This window comes from Sporosarcina sp. FSL K6-2383 (assembly GCF_038618305.1).
Taxonomy (GTDB): Bacteria; Bacillota; Bacilli; order Bacillales_A; family Planococcaceae; genus Sporosarcina.
Genome location: NZ_CP152017.1, coordinates 1,528,823 through 1,545,034, shown reverse-complemented (window position 1 = coordinate 1,545,034; position 16,212 = coordinate 1,528,823). Strand labels below are relative to the sequence as shown.

Annotated in this window: 17 protein-coding genes; all 17 read right to left on the bottom strand. The window is 43.7% G+C overall.

All coding sequences use genetic code 11. The features are described from left to right. Positions 1 to 11 precede the first annotated feature (11 nt). Positions 12 to 1,172, bottom strand: coding sequence for an ADP-forming succinate--CoA ligase subunit beta (gene sucC / locus MKZ10_RS07710; protein ID WP_342509436.1), 1,161 nt, complete (start codon positions 1,170 to 1,172; stop codon positions 12 to 14). Positions 1,173 to 1,288: 116 nt separating this feature from the next. Next, positions 1,289 to 1,585: a FlhB-like flagellar biosynthesis protein gene (locus MKZ10_RS07705; RefSeq protein WP_342509434.1), complete on the bottom strand. Its 297-nt coding sequence runs from the start codon at positions 1,583 to 1,585 to the stop codon at positions 1,289 to 1,291. Then, positions 1,582 to 3,558: a hypothetical protein gene (locus MKZ10_RS07700; protein ID WP_342509431.1), complete on the bottom strand. Its 1,977-nt coding sequence runs from the start codon at positions 3,556 to 3,558 to the stop codon at positions 1,582 to 1,584. Before MKZ10_RS07700 ends, MKZ10_RS07705 begins: the two co-directional genes overlap by 4 nt. Then, entirely contained in the window at positions 3,555 to 4,346 is a 792-nt protein-coding gene (locus MKZ10_RS07695) for a ribonuclease HII (protein WP_342509429.1), read from the bottom strand. Before MKZ10_RS07695 ends, MKZ10_RS07700 begins: the two co-directional genes overlap by 4 nt. Before the next feature lie 133 nt (positions 4,347 to 4,479). Then, positions 4,480 to 5,343, bottom strand: coding sequence for a ribosome biogenesis GTPase YlqF (gene ylqF, locus MKZ10_RS07690; protein ID WP_342509427.1), 864 nt, complete (start codon positions 5,341 to 5,343; stop codon positions 4,480 to 4,482). Between the two features lie 16 nt (positions 5,344 to 5,359). Continuing rightward, a complete protein-coding gene (gene lepB, locus MKZ10_RS07685) occupies positions 5,360 to 5,917 on the bottom strand; it encodes a signal peptidase I (protein ID WP_342509425.1) in 558 nt (185 codons plus the stop codon). A 100-nt stretch (positions 5,918 to 6,017) separates the two neighbouring features. Then, positions 6,018 to 6,362: a 50S ribosomal protein L19 gene (gene rplS, locus MKZ10_RS07680; RefSeq protein WP_318615551.1), complete on the bottom strand. Its 345-nt coding sequence runs from the start codon at positions 6,360 to 6,362 to the stop codon at positions 6,018 to 6,020. Between the two features lie 133 nt (positions 6,363 to 6,495). Then, the gene (gene trmD / locus MKZ10_RS07675; protein WP_342510083.1) at positions 6,496 to 7,233 is read right to left on the bottom strand and encodes a tRNA (guanosine(37)-N1)-methyltransferase TrmD; all 738 of its coding nucleotides are present in this window, start codon (positions 7,231 to 7,233) and stop codon (positions 6,496 to 6,498) included. After that, positions 7,233 to 7,748: a ribosome maturation factor RimM gene (gene rimM / locus MKZ10_RS07670; protein WP_342509418.1), complete on the bottom strand. Its 516-nt coding sequence runs from the start codon at positions 7,746 to 7,748 to the stop codon at positions 7,233 to 7,235. Before rimM ends, trmD begins: the two co-directional genes overlap by 1 nt. 231 nt (positions 7,749 to 7,979) lie before the next feature. Continuing rightward, positions 7,980 to 8,213, bottom strand: coding sequence for a KH domain-containing protein (locus MKZ10_RS07665; protein ID WP_203246202.1), 234 nt, complete (start codon positions 8,211 to 8,213; stop codon positions 7,980 to 7,982). 15 nt (positions 8,214 to 8,228) lie between these two features. Then, positions 8,229 to 8,501, bottom strand: coding sequence for a 30S ribosomal protein S16 (rpsP, locus tag MKZ10_RS07660; protein ID WP_342509413.1), 273 nt, complete (start codon positions 8,499 to 8,501; stop codon positions 8,229 to 8,231). Between the two features lie 170 nt (positions 8,502 to 8,671). Further along, entirely contained in the window at positions 8,672 to 10,024 is a 1,353-nt protein-coding gene (gene ffh, locus MKZ10_RS07655) for a signal recognition particle protein (protein WP_342509411.1), read from the bottom strand. A 14-nt stretch (positions 10,025 to 10,038) separates the two neighbouring features. Next, positions 10,039 to 10,371, bottom strand: coding sequence for a putative DNA-binding protein (locus tag MKZ10_RS07650; protein ID WP_342509409.1), 333 nt, complete (start codon positions 10,369 to 10,371; stop codon positions 10,039 to 10,041). Positions 10,372 to 10,444: 73 nt separating this feature from the next. Further along, complete coding sequence (ftsY, locus tag MKZ10_RS07645; RefSeq protein WP_342509407.1) at positions 10,445 to 11,452, bottom strand: signal recognition particle-docking protein FtsY; 1,008 nt, start codon at positions 11,450 to 11,452, stop codon at positions 10,445 to 10,447. Between the two features lie 14 nt (positions 11,453 to 11,466). Next, a complete protein-coding gene (gene smc / locus MKZ10_RS07640; protein ID WP_342509405.1) occupies positions 11,467 to 15,024 on the bottom strand; it encodes a chromosome segregation protein SMC in 3,558 nt (1,185 codons plus the stop codon). Positions 15,025 to 15,026: 2 nt separating this feature from the next. Next, on the bottom strand, positions 15,027 to 15,791 hold the full coding sequence (gene rnc, locus MKZ10_RS07635) for a ribonuclease III (RefSeq protein WP_342509403.1): 765 nt from the start codon (positions 15,789 to 15,791) through the stop codon (positions 15,027 to 15,029). A 145-nt stretch (positions 15,792 to 15,936) separates the two neighbouring features. Next, positions 15,937 to 16,173 (bottom strand): acyl carrier protein, encoded by a 237-nt coding sequence (locus tag MKZ10_RS07630; RefSeq protein ID WP_203246195.1) that lies wholly within the window; start codon positions 16,171 to 16,173, stop codon positions 15,937 to 15,939. Positions 16,174 to 16,212 lie beyond the last annotated feature (39 nt).

Below are 16,212 nucleotides of genomic sequence, written 5' to 3'. Positions count from 1 at the left end.
CCCTGCCTTTCTTAACCTACGAGTTCAACAATCTTTTTAGCACCGTCTGCCATTGTGTCAGCAGCAATGATGTTCAAGCCTGATTCTTTCAATAGCGCTTTACCTTTGTCAACGTTTGTACCTTCCAAACGAACAACTAATGGCACTTGAAGACCTACTTCTTTTGATGCAGTGATGACACCTTCAGCGATAACGTCACACTTCATGATACCACCGAAAATGTTAACAAAGATTCCTTTAACATTTGGATCTGAAAGGATGATTTTGAATGCTTCTGTAACTTTTTCAGCCGTTGCACTACCACCAACGTCAAGGAAGTTAGCAGGTGAACCACCGAAGTAGTTGATTGTATCCATTGTAGCCATTGCAAGACCTGCACCGTTAACCATACAACCGACGCTACCGTCTAGTGAAATATAGCTTAGGTCATGCTTTGAAGCTTCGATTTCTTTTGGATCTTCTTCGTCGAAGTCACGAAGCTCTTGGATGTCTTTGTGACGGTAAAGTGCACTGTCGTCAAAGTTAAATTTCGCGTCAAGTGCAAGTACGTCGTCCCCACCTGTTACAACTAATGGGTTAATTTCAACGATAGATGCATCTTTTTCTACGAATACTTTGTACAATCCAAGCATGAATTTCGCTGCTTTGTTGACAAGATGTGTAGGGATGTTCATGTTGAATGCCATACGGCGTGCTTGGAATCCAGTCAATCCTACTACTGGGTCGATGACTTCTTTGAAAATCTTTTCAGGTGTTGCTTCTGCAACTTCCTCGATATCCATTCCGCCTTCTTCTGAACCCATTAGTGTTACACGGTCTGTTGCACTGTCTAGGACAAGTCCAAGATAGTATTCTTTCTTAATGTCAGAACCTTCTTCGACAAGAAGACGTTTTACTTCTTTACCTTCTGGACCTGTTTGGTGCGTTACAAGCGTTTTACCGATCAATTCTTTTGCGTAAGCACGTACTTCGTCAAGATTTTTAGCAATCTTAACACCGCCCGCTTTACCACGACCACCTGCGTGGATTTGTGCTTTTACAACGATGACGTCCGTACCTAGCTCTTTTGCCGCTTTAACTGCCTCTTCAGGAGAGAAAGCAACAAGGCCGTTCGAAACAGCTACACCATATTCTCTTAGTAACTGTTTACCTTGATATTCATGGATATTCATCTTACATCCTCCAATCGAACTTGTATCTCATAATTTACTTGCCTTAACCATTGTAGTAAACATGTCAAACAATGTCCACAACTGAATGTCGAATCTACGGATTTCTTGTACATAAATTAGAGATTTCTCTTCTTTTTTAAGCCATGCTCACGATCCACCTGGTAAATATAGGCAAAAACCTCAGATACTGCTTTATATAACTCCTCTGGTATAGATTCATCGATATTCAATTGCCCTAAAATTTCCACAAGACTTGGATCTTCTTGGATCGGTATATCATGCTCTTTTGCTTTTTCTACGATGTTTTCAGCGATTTTCCCTTTTCCTGTCGCTACTACTTTCGGTGCACTGCTCGAGTTCGGGTCATAAGAAAGAGCAACCGCCTCTTTTCGGACGTGTCTCTCAGTCGTCATATACGGAAATCAACTCCTTGTCCATCCGTCACGCTACTTCGTTTCTTTTTGGACATCTTTTGTTCTTCCTCAACAAAGTTTTTAAAAAAGACAGCCGATAATTTATAGCCCGCCGCATCAAGTCCTTCTTTCAATCTTTGCTGCAGTGGTGCTCCAAGCGCTTTAAGCGAGTCATCTGCATTGAAAACAGTCACCGAGATGACACGGTTTTGTACTTGCATGTCGATGACCGTTTTTTCGATGGAGCCAAGGTCTAGATAAAAGAGAATCCGTGCAAAATCAGGATCGATTTTACCATCGGCTTTCATGCGACCATTCCATTGCAATGTCGCATCAATACGTTTGCCAAAAAACTCTAGTGGAACTTGCATGACAAGCTGATGCTGAACGCCATTTTCTCCCGATTGAAGAAGCGGACCGTTCATTCGCATGACGACAGTTTCTGCCGCCTCACGCAGCGCCGGGGATACAGTCAAATCTTGCATGAGTGATAATAACTGCGGCTTTAACGTTTCCGCTAGACGCCCAACATCGGCATCCCTCCCTAGCAAGCCCGCTTCATAATTAAGCCCCATTGAGCGAATAACCGTTTGCAATGCCTCTTTCACTGCTCTTCCATCGACAGCAGCAGCAACTGCTACTTCAGCCGTTTGAAGTGCTCTTTGAATAGCACCATTGTCTGAGCGTTCTGCCGCTTGCACAAGTGCAGCTAGCTTTTCTGCCCCTTGCTGCGGTAATTGTTGACCGAGTAAATTGAGTAATTGTTCTTTCGCACCCTGTGATGTCGTATGCATCTGTAGCGGTGTCGCAATTACATTCTCAGCTGTCCCGCGAATAAGCGTTTGACTAAATTCCTGAACGAGCTTCGTTGCCGCGTCGGTAGCAGGAGGTGCACCAATAGGACGATTGAGAATTGCCAGCAACTCCGTCTTTTGTACATTCGTTAACGTCGGTTCAGCTACGAGCAACACTTTTAACGCCTCTATAGGGGCTTTCATTTGCATCGGGGACGCATTCCCCAATTGTTTGAGGATCGTTGCTAATTCTTGCAGACTCTGTGCAGACTGCGGCAACGCCTGTGTTGTTTGGACGCTCACTTGCTGGGCTACATTACCATCCAGTGGAGCATGCGTACGCATGCTATCACCAGTTGCTGTCAACAGCGAGGTGAGCACTTGCTGCAAGTTTGCTAGCGAAGCTTGCGGCGGCAAAACTCCAGCATTTTTCAGCATTTGCAAAGTAGAAAACCGGTTTTCCGGGCTTTCTGTATTACTGAGTAATGTGACTAATGCTTGACCAAGAAGTGCCCCGCCTGTCGCCTGCATTAACGGCTTCGCCATCTTGTCGAGTGCGGCAAGGATAGCATCTTTCACTTGTGAGGAAACAGCTGCATCAGCCAACAAACTATTTTTGAGCGAGGCAAGGACTGAGTGGAGCCCTTCCTTCGTTTCAACACCTAATAGGGAGCGGAAATTCGCTTCGGTGAAAGGTAATTTCAATTCAACTATCTTCTGAATAGAGGCGAGTGCTTCGTTGCGCGCAGCGGCTGGTACACTTTTCAGCATCGCTTCCGCTTCGAGTAAGTTCTCCCGTGTCATCGGAATTTTATTTTTCATAACAAAAGTGAGCAAAGCTTGCATTTCAGGCGTCTTCGGCAATTGCATTGCGTCCATTAGCCCGCCTAATTTAGGAGCTTGCCCATCGGTCGCCTGCGTAGGACCTGATATGATTTTCAATTGCAGTTCTGGTTTAACAGCATTTACTTGAAAATAGTAGGAATCGCCAGCTTTCATAGGTACTTCTAGTTTGGCGATTAGCTTTTGATTACCAATTTGCACTTCTGCCATTTGCCCAGGGAATAGCTGCTTAATTTGACCGTGAAACATCTGTCCTTCATTCAAGACAAGTGGCTTCGTTTGACCAGCAGCTGTCGTTACTGGGTTCGTTATCGGCGCCATCGTTGGAAAGCTCATCTGCTCGTCCCCCCTCCTGCTAGCATTGATTTGACTGGTTCAAAAGTTGCGCGATGATGTTCGCATGGTCCGTGTATGCGTAAAGCTTCGACATGTTCTGCTGTTCCATATCCTGCATTTTTTGCGAAATGATACTCGGGAAAATCAATATGCAGCTGATCCATAATCGCATCTCTTGTCGTCTTCGCAAGAATGGAGGCAGCCGCAACAGCTAGGCTCTTCGCATCGCCTTTTATAACAGATGCAGTTGGATACTCTATCCGGAGTGCCATCGCATCGACAATGACAAAGTCTGGTTTGACGGCAAGCTGTTTGACTACTTGTTCCATCGAATCCTTTGTTGCGGCGTAAATATTTAATGTATCTATTTGTTTGGCTGATTGAATATGGGTTGAATAGGTAATCGCAACTTTGCGGATAAGTGTCGCAAGTCTCCGCCGTTCTCCCTTTGAGATAGCCTTCGAATCATCGAGCCCGACTAATTCTGGCACCTCAGACGGTAAAACGACTGCAGCCGTCACTACAGGACCCGCTAACGGCCCTCTGCCAGCCTCATCAACCCCAGCGACCTTCGCGCCTTTAAACGGCGCAAATGACTCGTCAAACACTTTTTTCGCAATATGCTCTTGCAAGATGATTTCTTTTTTGCCATACTGGCGCTGCCAGCTAGCTAATGCATTTTTCACACCTACTCTTGTATCTTGCGCAAGATCTTGCATCCACGGTGCAGGTTCTTCTGTCACGCGTAACTTATCTACAATGTCTTTAATTGTTGTCAGTGTACTCACCTTCCGCAACTCAATTTCCAATTGTTCTACTACATATATCGGCTAATCATAGCGTTTTTCTACCCATTTGTTTTTCTTCACAATTAATAAAAAAGCCGATAGCCTCGGAAATTAATTCCGTATCGGCATCGACTTAGTCATTTTGAATTTGATCAGCTGTGAAGTCAAAAGTTAATTTACCGAGGTATTCGTTGCGAATATCACGCACGATTAGCTCTGCCACTTTATCGTATTCGACCTCTCCGCCAGTTGTATATACCTTACGCAGTGAACCGATTTGATTGAAAACTTGCAGGATATCATCGCCAACCGTTGTCAGACCATAGCGTTCTGACAGTCGCTTTGGATAATGCGTTTCAAGAAAACGTAACCCGTAAACAGCTAGGTCCTCCATGTTGACGATGGAGTCTTTAATTGCACCTGTTAGCGCCAGTTTATAGCCCGCTTCTTTGTCTTCAAATTTCGGCCAAAGAATTCCCGGTGTATCGAGCAATTCTAGTTCTTTTTCAAATTTAATCCATTGCTGAGCCTTGGTAACACCTGGAGTATTTCCTGTTCTAGCGATATTTTTCTTCGCAAGTCGGTTAATAAGCGTAGATTTTCCGACGTTCGGAATCCCTACGATCATTGCTCGGATTGCACCTGGGCGAATACCCCTTTTGCGCATTCTTTCTAGCTTCGGTTCCAGGATCTCTTTTGCAGCCTTAATGACCGTTTGAAGACCTTTTCCCTCGAATGAATTAATGGCAACTGCACGATCACCTTGCATTTCAAAATAGTGAATCCAACGCGCCGTTTCCGTTTCATCCGCAAGATCCATTTTATTCAAAATAAGTAATCTCGGCTTTTGATGGATAACCTCGTCAATCATCGGATTTCTAGATGATAGCGGCAGTCTTGCGTCAATCAATTCAAAAACGATATCGACAAGCTTCAACTGCTCAGTTACTTCACGGCGCGCTTTCGCCATATGTCCTGGGAACCATTGAATCGTCATACTGTGATCACCTTTCTTATTTAACAAAACCAAAATCTTTAATTGGCCAAAATACAATGCTCGTATTGCCGATGATTTCGTCAATTGCTACTGCTCCTATATGTCTGGAGTCTTTACTTTTTCGTCTATTATCCCCGAGGACAAACACATGTCCCTCTGGAACTGTTGTACTTTGAATTTTTTGTTCAAGCGTGAAATCTTCTGTTAACGGGCTATCTACGACTTCTGCTTTGTACTGCTCAAGATAGGGCTCCGGCAACTGTTTGCCATTAACGTATAAAATATCATTCCGATACTCAACTGTGTCACCCGGAAGTCCAATAACTCTTTTGATGTAATCTTTTTGCTCAGGTGCATGGAATACAACGATATCAAAACGATCCGGCTTACCAACCGTATAACCAATTTTGTTCACAATCATCCGGTCACCATTTTCCAATGTCGGCATCATGGATTCTCCATCGACGACAATCGGCGTAAACAGAAACACACGAATAATTGCTGCAAGCCCGAATGCGATTAATAGCGCCTTCGTCCATTCCCATGTTTCGTTTTTCTTCTTCTCTTCATTCATCGACAAAGCCTCCCGCATACTTCTATCCTTATTGTACAGTCTATTCATTTTCTAGGCAAAAAGAAAGGAGGCCGTTTTGTTGGCCTCCTGCATCTTTGTTTTATCGAAGTTCTTTGATACGTGCAGCTTTTCCACGTAGACTGCGAAGGTAGTACAATTTCGCACGACGGACTTTACCACGACGGATCACTTCAAGTAATGTAATTTTTGGTGTGTGTACAGGGAATGTACGTTCAACGCCTACACCGTTAGAGATTTTACGGACTGTGAAAGTTTCACTGATTCCGCCTCCACGACGTTTAATGACAACACCTTCAAATAGCTGGATACGCTCACGCGTTCCCTCAACAATTTTCACGTGCAAACGAACTGTGTCTCCCGCACGGAATGATGGATGATCTGCACGAAGCTGATCTTTTGTAATGTCTGCAATTAGTTGTTGCATATTTTTTCTCTCCTTCTCCACAGACGCTCATGCATCTCTTGCCTTTGCAGCGGAACATCAGTCAATATGTACTCCCTATAGAAGTACATAGTAGATAATATCACAAAGGGCAAGCTGACGCAAGGCGGGTTGTTTATTTTTGTTGACGATTTAATTGTTGAAGCATTTTGCGCTGATGGTCGGTAAGCGGTGCGTCTTCAAGTAAATCCTTTCTCCGTTCGAATGTACGGAGAAGCGATTGTTCCTGACGCCATTGTTCGATTTTCCCATGGTTGCCGGATAATAAAATCTCTGGCACCTCTAAGCCATTAAATGAAGCCGGTCTTGTGTATTGTGGGTGCTCCAGCAAGCCTGTTGAGAACGAGTCGAGCACAGGGGAATCTACATTGCCCAAGACGTTTGGCAACAGCCTAACGACACTGTCGATAACAGCCATTGCGGCAATTTCTCCACCCGTCAAAACAAAATCACCAATGGATAGTTCATCTGTCACTAGATGTTGGCGAATTCGTTCATCATAGCCTTCGTAATGACCGCAAATGAAAATGATATGTTCTTCATCCGATAGCTCTTCTGCTTTCTTTTGTGTAAATCGTTCGCCCTGAGGGCACATGAGAATGACACGCGGCTTTTTTTCTAACCCCTCAGATAACGCTTCTACTGCGGCAAAGAGTGGCTCCGGCTTGAGTACCATGCCCGCCCCACCGCCATACGGATAATCATCGACCTTATGGTGCTTGTCCGTGGAGTAATCGCGGAAGTCCGTCACTTCAAAAGCTACCGCATCATTCGCTTGCGCTTTTTTCATAATGGATGAATGAAGAACCCCTTCAAACATTTCCGGAAACAATGACAAGACATCAATTTTCATCATGACAGCAGACCTTCCATTGGATCGATAATAATTTTTTTATTGTCGATATCAATTTCCAGAACGATGTCCTCGATATATGGGATGTAATGGGGCTTGCCTTTTTCTGGCGTTACCGTCCATACATCATTGGCGCCTGTTTCAAGAATCTCTGTCACTTTACCAATGTCGACACCATCTGTTGTTACAACTGCGCAGCCCACGATTTCGTGATAGTAATATTCGTTTTCATCCAGCTCACCTAGTTCATTTTCTGAGATTTTGAAAATGCCGTTGCGGTATTTTTCAACGTCGTTGACATTAAAATGATTTTCGAATGTCAATAAGTCAAAGTTTTTATGTTGACGATGGCTTGCTACTACTAAGTAAATAGGTGTTTTACTATCGGGCATAAACAGAGCAAGCTTATTGCCTACTGTATAGCGTTCTTCCGGGAAATGCGTGCGAGAAATCACGCGTACCTCTCCGCGAATACCATGTGTATTGACGATTGTTCCTACGTTAAACCATTGCATACATACACCGTCCTTTTTTTAGAGTAATTGCTCATATATATTGATATGAAGAATCTTATCAACAACGCTCGGCGCTTGGGGATGGCTCCCGCGATAAGCCCGATGAAAAATCACTATCAGTCTTATCGCTCCGGTCACCCCTTTTAAGGCGCCTTCACTTAGCTCGTATGTCCGGATTATATAATTGTTTGAACAAAAAAGGAAGGAACATAGGCTCCTTCCTTTTTCGTATCAATCTATAATATCGATATAGACTTTCTTGCCGTGGTGACTGCCTGCTGCTGAATAAACAATAGTTCGTATCGCTTTCGCAACACGCCCCTGCTTTCCGATTATTTTTCCCATATCATCAGGATTTACGGATAGTTTGTAGATGACACGATTATCATGCTCATCCATTGCAACCCGGACATCACCGGGATAATCGACTAACGGTTTGACAATTGTTTCAATCAGCTGCTTCATGTGCACCCCTCCTGATTATTTACCGTGTTTAGCGTTATGGAATTTCTCCATGATACCTTGGTCAGAAAACAGGTTACGAACTGTATCAGATGGTTTCGCGCCATCCTGAAGCCATTTGAGCGCTAGCTCTTCGTTGATTTTTACTTCCGCTGGTTTTGTAAGCGGGTTGTAAGTACCAACTGTTTCGATTTGACGACCATCACGTGGTGAACGTGAATCTGCTACAACAATACGATAGAAAGGAGTTTTCTTTGCTCCCATACGTTTAAGACGAATTTTTACTGACATTTTTACTTGCACCTCCGAATAGTTTCACACAAGATAGTATATTATCAAGCTTTTTGATGTTTGTAAAGTGTTTTTTCTTAACACCTTGAAATTCTTTTTAAAATCAGCGTTTTTATAGCAATTACACCTGAAGTTTTACCTACATCCAGCAGGATTCAGCCCAGCCGAATTTACTTAAATAAAGAGTCGAATCCAGGCATTTTATTTTTCTTTTTACCTTTTTGCATGCCTGTCATTTGTTTCATCATTTTCTTCATATCTTCAAATTGTTTAAGTAATCGGTTGACATCTTGAATCGTCGTTCCGGATCCTTTAGCAATTCGCTTGCGCCGATTGGCATTAATAATTTCGGGCGTATTGCGCTCTGAAATTGTCATGGACTGAATGACTGCTTCTACACGCCCCATTTGACCTTCGTCAACTTTGGCATTTTCGAGCCCCTTGATTTTATTGGCACCCGGCATCATTTTCAACAACTCATCAATCGGCCCCATTTTTTTCACTTGTTGGAGCTGGTCTAGGAAGTCGTCAAGTGTAAAGGATTGCGTTTTGAACTTTTGTTCAAGTTCTTTTGCTTTTTCTTCATCGACATTCTCTTGGGCTTTTTCAATGAGTGACATGACGTCACCCATGCCAAGAATTCTAGAAGCCATACGTTCCGGATGAAACGGTTCCAACGCATCCATTTTCTCGCCCATCCCGACAAATTTAATCGGTTTATCAGTTACCGAACGTATGGAAAGTGCAGCACCACCACGCGTGTCTCCATCCAATTTCGTTAAGACAACGCCTGTAATACCTACTGTTTCGTTGAAGCTTTGCGCGACATTAACAGCGTCCTGCCCTGTCATTGCATCGACAACGAGGAATACTTCATCCGGTTTACTAAGCTCTTGAATATCTTTTAGCTCCTGCATCAGTACTTCGTCGACATGAAGTCGTCCCGCCGTGTCAATGATGACGACGTCATGATGTTCTTTTTCTGCCTCTGCGAGCGCTTGGCGAACGATTTCAACAGGCGATACATCCGTACCAAGTGCAAAGACCGGTACGGTTAACTGCTTGCCGAGAGTTTCCAACTGCTGAATGGCAGCGGGTCTATAAACGTCTGCCGCCACAAGCAGCGGCTTTTTATTATGCCGCTTACGCAGAACGGTTGCCAGTTTCCCAGAGGTAGTTGTTTTCCCCGCCCCTTGCAGACCGACCATCATAATGACTGTCGGAGATTTCCTCGCAAATTGGATTGGATTTTGTTCGCCGCCCATTAAGTTCGTCAGTTCGTCTTTGACGATTTTGACGACTTGCTGACCAGGTGTCAAACTCTTCATGACGTCTTGGCCAACAGACCGTTCACTTACTGTTTTAACAAACTCTTTGACAACTTTTAAATTAACATCTGCCTCAATGAGCGCAAAGCGTACTTCGCGCATCATTTCTTTAACGTCTGCTTCACTGATTTTACCTTTGCCCGTTATTTTCTGTAGCGTCCCTTGCAGGCGCTGGGCTAAACCTTCAAATGCCATGCACAGAGCCTCCCCTACTCATGATCTTTTAGTTCAACCAACAACTCTCTAATTGTTGTCGATTGTTCGTCTGTATCGGTTATGAGCTGTTCCAAACGGTCCACAATTTCTAACCGTTGTTGAAACTTCGAAAATAAGTTTAACTTCGTTTCATAGTCTTCGAGCATTGCTTCCGTCCTACGGACATTATCATAGACAGCTTGTCGTGATACGCCATATTCTCCTGCAATCTCGCCGAGCGAAAGGTCTTCCAAGTAATACAATTGCATATACAGTCTCTGTTTATCCGTCAAAAGCGACTGATAAAAATCAAAGAGGAAGTTAATGCGTGTTGTTTTTGCAAGCACGATAGGTCTTGCCTCCTCCGCTTGTTTCTTCCTATGTCATCATAGTATGACGCTTGTATACTGTCAAGCTAAATTACTTGTCTGATTCATCCTGCTGCTGTTCTAATTCCAGACCATCTGCAAAAAGACCATAAACATACTTTTCCGGATCAAATGGCTGCAAATCGTCTACTCCTTCGCCAAGACCGACGAATTTCACCGGGATATTCAATTTGTGACGGATTGCAAGGACAATACCGCCCTTTGCTGTCCCATCGAGCTTCGTTAAGACTATACCTGTCACATTCGTCGCTTCTTTGAATGTTTGGGCTTGGACTAATGCGTTTTGACCAGTTGTTGCGTCGAGAGCAAGAAGTACTTCATGCGGCGCACCCGGCACTTCTTTACTAATGACACGATGGACTTTTTCAAGCTCATTCATCAGGTTCACTTTGTTTTGAAGCCTTCCTGCCGTATCACAAATTAAGACATCGACATGGCGATTTTTCGCAGCGCGAATCGCATCATACATGACAGCCGCCGGATCAGATCCTTCCGATTGGCGAATCACTTCGACACCAGCCCTCTCTCCCCACACAACAAGCTGGTCGATAGCCCCTGCCCGGAATGTATCGCCAGCCGCCAGCATCACTGTTTTCCCTTCAGCCATTAGCCGAGCAGCTAACTTACCAATGGTTGTTGTCTTGCCGACACCATTCACTCCAACCAATAACACAACTGTCAGTTCGTTTTCTTGAATATTTAAGCTGCTATCAATTTCTTCTCCAGCTTGATAAATTTCAACGAGTTTTTCCGAGATGACGGATTGAATACCAGCCGTATCTTTAATATTTTTCCGTTGCACTTCAAGTTTTAACTGGTCAATGAGTTCCATAACCGTTTCAAAGCCAACATCGGCCTGCAATAGCAATTCTTCTAGTTCCTCGAAGAACTCCTCATCGACTTCACGAAAACGTGCAACGAGATCATTTACTTTCGAGGTGAATGTATCTCTTGTTTTCGTCAAACCATCCTTAAACTTTTCTGTTACAGCTTCATTTGTACCCGTGATTTTCTCTTTTATTTTCTTAAAAAAGGACATGATGATCCGCTCCCTTACATAATAGCTTCTTCCGGCACCTCAGATAGTTTGACCGAAATAAGTCTAGAAACCCCTGATTCCTGCATCGTAATTCCGTACAGCACGTCAGCGCCCTCCATCGTTCCTTTACGATGTGTGATGACGATGAATTGCGTCTTGTCTGAGGTCTTTTTCAAATATTTACTATATCGGATGACATTTGCCTCATCGAGTGCGGCCTCCACTTCGTCAAGAATACAGAATGGTACAGGTCGTACTTCGATGATGGAAAACAGTAAAGCAATCGCCGTCAATGAACGTTCGCCACCTGATAACAAGCTCAAGTTTTGCAATTTCTTCCCCGGAGGACGTGCGACAATTTCCACACCCGTTTCCAGTAAATTATCGGGTTGTGTAAGGATTAAATCTGCATCCCCACCACCAAACATCTCCTTAAACACTTGACGAAAACGACTTTGAACCGCATTAAATGTCGTCGAGAAGCGCATCGTCATTTCGGTATCCATTTCTGACATCGCCTCACGCAACGTATTTTTCGCTTCGACTAAGTCATTGCGTTGTTCAGTTAAAAACGTATGCCGCTCGGATACTTCAGCAAACTCTTCAATAGCACCAGGATTGACTGGGCCAAGAATTGTTAACTGTCTTTTCAGCTCCTCAACTCTCGACCGCATTTGTAGCTCATCAAAATCATTTGGGATGATGCCGCTTGGATACAATCCATAGTCATCCAACAGTCTTTGCGTGACCGCCTCATACTTCACTTCCAACCGTGAAACATCAACAGACAAGGTGTTCAACGCAGCAATCGCTTTCCCCGAACTCTCCCTTAGCTGTCGGAGTAATGCGCTTTGCTCTTCCAATTGGTCGGATAACTTCATGCGGCCAGTTTTTCCAGTCACGATTGCTGTATCAATTAAAGCTCGATCTGCTGTCGCCTTAACAATTTGCTCGCCAATCTCTTCTGCCGTCATTTCACGACCGTCTTCATCACCTGTGAAGTATTGCAATTGTTCCTGCAATGAAGTGATTTTATGCTCTACTTGACCCATTGCACGTTCCATTTCAGCAATAGATGATTGTTGATGCACCTTCTGCTCACGTAGGACGGCCACCTGCTCACGTAGTTCGTTGTAGCGACTTGTTAACGTAGCTTCTTCATTTCGCCAATTAGTTGCGAGACGTTCGAGCGTAGTCACCTCTGCCTGAATCGTGCTCAACTTCGTTTTGACATGTACATGGCTTTCCAGTAATGTCGATTTCCTATCCAATAGCTCAGAGCCTGTATGCTCAGCGCCACGTCTTCCTAAATCAGTCGAAGCAATCTCTGCTTCAACAGCTTGAATGGCGATGGTCGACTCACGAACGCTTGACTCGGCCGTTGCGACTTTGATTTGCAGGCTGTCAGTTAATTTTCGGAATTGATCTGCCTCATGTAGCTCTTTCGCTACATCCATTTTTGTGTTACCAATTGTTGTGGTCGCAGACTGGATGGACTCCGCCATCCGTGCAAGCTGTACCTGTAATGTTTCCAGCTCCGCTTTTCGCGTAAAAACAGAGGCTTGCCCTTTGACACCACCACCGGTTAATGAACCACCTGCGTTGACAATATCGCCATCAATCGTAACGACACGGAAACGATAGCTAAGCGCTTTGGCAATGGCTGACGCACCCGCAAGTGTTTTTGCAACAATTGTATTACCAAGTAAATTTTCAGTAATGATTGCATACGCTGGATCAGTTTGCACAAGGCGATCCGCAGTGCCGATATATTCTGGATGTAGCTCCACAGCGCGCAAGGCTGACGCTTGAATCTTCCGCGACTTCATGACATCTCTTGGTAAAAATGTAGCTCTCCCCGCATTTTTGGCCTTTAAATAAGCAATGGCTTTTCGTGCTTCTAGCTCAGTCGCTGTGATAATATGCTGCATAGCACCGCCAAGTGCTGTTTCCACCGCTTTAATATAGCCATTATCAACGGAGATCAATTCAGCTACCGCACCGTCAATACCAAATAACTTACCGGATTTTTTTGCGATCAGTACTTCTTTTACGCCGGAATAAAAGCCAGAAAAATCAGCCTCCATACTTTCCAAAGCATGTACTCGACCACGCATTTCATGCTGCTTATTCAACGCTGTTTGCACAAGCTCCTGTTGAACATTAAGATCATCTTCTTTTTCCCGCAAAACCTTCGTTACTTCACGATAAGCCACATCAGCCTCAGTCAATTGTCGTTTCAATTCTGTTAACGTAGCTAATTTTACAGACTTTTCTTTTGTGAGTTCTTGAAATCTCTCCTTGAGGATCGTTGTCTGCTGTGTAATTTTTTCCGATGAAGTTTTTTCGCCTTCAAGTCGTTCATCTATATGCTTCAAGTCATTACGGATTGTTGCTTCCTCATTAAGTAGATCAATGTAAGTCGACTTCAACTCTTCAATTTGCTGCTCCGTCTCTTTGACAGAGCGCTTCAAAATTTGAGAAATACCATCCATTTCAACAGTTACTATCCCATAATCTGTCTCCGTCAACGTTAATTTCTCACGAGCTGATACTAATTTTGCTGATAGGACCAGCTTTTCCTCTTCATGCACAACAAGCTCCTGCTGAATTCTCTCAAGCTGTTGGTCCGTATTACGGCGTTTTTCTAAGGACAGCAATCGTCTACCTTCCCACTTTTCCGCCTCTGCACTCGCTTCTACAAGCTGTTTTTGCAAAGTATCAAGCTCTTCATCAATTACATTCAACTGCTGATTCAATGCAACTGACTGTTGCTCTGCCGTTCCCACTTCAGATTCTAACTGTTCTTTATTTTGTACAAATTTTTCGGCTTCCTCTGATTTGGAGACGATGGCATCTCTAAGATTTTGTACATCAAAGTTGAGTAGGTGAACATCTGCCTCGCGCATTTCCTCTGAAAGCACGCTATGTGTTTTAGCCGCCTCCGCACTTTCCTGCAGTGGGCCTATTCTTGAATCGAGCTCCTTCAAAATATCAAGAATACGATCTAAGTTATCTTCGGTTTCAAATAACTTGTGCTCTGCTTTCTTTTTTCTTGTTTTATACTTCAGCACTCCGGCTGCTTCGTCGAAAATACTTCGGCGATCTTCCGGTCGACTATTGAGAATTTCATCGACACGACCTTGCGAAATGATGGAGAACGCTTCTTTACCAAGTCCTGAATCCATAAAGACATCGTTGACATCTTTCAATCGACATTGCTGACCGTTTAGCAAATACACACTTTCTCCTGATCGAAACACCCGTCTGCTAACACTTATTTCAGTATAATCGAGCGGAAATAGCCCTTTGCTATTATCTAAAACAAGTGTTACCTCTGCAAAGTTTAGCGGTTTTCGAGAATCACTTCCTGCAAATATAACATCCTCCATTTTCGCACCCCGAAGTGATTTAGCAGACTGCTCGCCAAGCACCCAACGAATGGCATCTGTAATATTACTTTTCCCACTGCCATTTGGACCGACAACTGCTGTTACCCCTGGAACAAAATCGACGCTCACACGCTCGGCAAACGATTTAAACCCCATGATTTCAAGTCTTTTCAGAAACACAATTAGCTCTCCCCTTCGGCCTGTCGACTCTTAAGCTCTTGAATCGCATGACGGGCTGCTTCCTGTTCGGCTTCTTTTTTCGATTTTCCGAGACCTGTCCCAAGCTCTACATCTCCGAGACGAACGACAGTAACGAATTTTTTAGCATGAGCCGGGCCTTTCTCCTCGATAATTTCATACTGAAGTTGGCCATTGTTTTTTTGCTGAACAATTTCCTGTAGACGACTTTTATAATCCATCACATGCGAAAAAGCACCGATACTGATTTTAGGGAAGACGACTTTTTCAAGAAATGGTACGACTGCTTCCATTCCTTGATCTATGTACAACGCACCGATAAACGCTTCAAATACGTCTGCTAGAAGAGCCGGCCGCATCCGTCCACCTGTTTGTTCCTCGCCTTTTCCTAGAAGAATATAATCACCAAAGTTAAGCTCACTCGAAAACTTAACAAGAGAAGGCTCACAAACAATAGCGGCTCTTAGTTTCGTCAGCTCCCCTTCGCTCATACCAGGCTCTGTGGCATACAGAAACTGAGAGACCCCGAGTTCAAGTACCGCATCGCCTAAAAATTCAAGTCTTTCATTATCAGTGAAGTTTTTTCTTCGGTGCTCATTCACATAAGATGAATGCGTAAATGCATTGTACAAGAGTGCATGATTTTTAAAATGAATATCTAATCTTTGTTGTAGCTCATCAAATTTATTTCGAATTGCAACTGGAAGTGTCGCAGTAATAGTTCTTCCGTTATTTCGTCTACTGTTCATATAACCGATTCTGCCTTTCAAAACATAATGGTTTAATTTTACCCTTTTCGATGCCTTTGTGCAAAAAAATTCGCAGAAAATGAAAAAAGAGACTCCTTCATCCTTTTCTATAGAAAGGATGAAGGAGTCTCAATCGGCATAACTATTAGTTGATTTTTGATTCGATATACGAAACTGTATCTCCTACAGTCGTCACCTTTTCAGCATCATCATCAGAAATTTCCATTTCGAATTCATCTTCTAATTCCATAACTAGTTCTACGACGTCCAATGAATCTGCGCCGAGATCGTCACGGAAAGAAGCTTCTAATTTAACTTCACTTTCATCGACACCAAGGCGATCGACGATTACTTTCGTTACACGTTCAAGTACTGTTGACAAATTTGTCACCTCCCCTCAATGCTATATAAGTTGATCAAC

Excerpts from the sequence above, each read along its gene's own strand:
- sucC (WP_342509436.1), bottom strand. The coding sequence starts at position 1,172 with ATGAATATCCATGAATATCAAGGTAAACAGTTACTAAGAGAATATGGT.
- MKZ10_RS07705 (WP_342509434.1), bottom strand. The coding sequence starts at position 1,585 with ATGACGACTGAGAGACACGTCCGAAAAGAGGCGGTTGCTCTTTCTTAT.
- MKZ10_RS07700 (WP_342509431.1), bottom strand. The coding sequence starts at position 3,558 with ATGAGCTTTCCAACGATGGCGCCGATAACGAACCCAGTAACGACAGCT.
- ylqF (WP_342509427.1), bottom strand. The coding sequence starts at position 5,343 with ATGACGATTCAATGGTTCCCAGGACATATGGCGAAAGCGCGCCGTGAA.
- lepB (WP_342509425.1), bottom strand. The coding sequence starts at position 5,917 with ATGAATGAAGAGAAGAAGAAAAACGAAACATGGGAATGGACGAAGGCG.
- rplS (WP_318615551.1), bottom strand. The coding sequence starts at position 6,362 with ATGCAACAACTAATTGCAGACATTACAAAAGATCAGCTTCGTGCAGAT.
- trmD (WP_342510083.1), bottom strand. The coding sequence starts at position 7,233 with ATGAAAATTGATGTCTTGTCATTGTTTCCGGAAATGTTTGAAGGGGTT.
- rimM (WP_342509418.1), bottom strand. The coding sequence starts at position 7,748 with ATGCAATGGTTTAACGTAGGAACAATCGTCAATACACATGGTATTCGC.
- MKZ10_RS07665 (WP_203246202.1), bottom strand. The coding sequence starts at position 8,213 with ATGAAGCAGCTGATTGAAACAATTGTCAAACCGTTAGTCGATTATCCC.
- rpsP (WP_342509413.1), bottom strand. The coding sequence starts at position 8,501 with ATGTCAGTAAAAATTCGTCTTAAACGTATGGGAGCAAAGAAAACTCCT.
- ffh (WP_342509411.1), bottom strand. The coding sequence starts at position 10,024 with ATGGCATTTGAAGGTTTAGCCCAGCGCCTGCAAGGGACGCTACAGAAA.
- ftsY (WP_342509407.1), bottom strand. The coding sequence starts at position 11,452 with ATGTCCTTTTTTAAGAAAATAAAAGAGAAAATCACGGGTACAAATGAA.
- rnc (WP_342509403.1), bottom strand. The coding sequence starts at position 15,791 with ATGAACAGTAGACGAAATAACGGAAGAACTATTACTGCGACACTTCCA.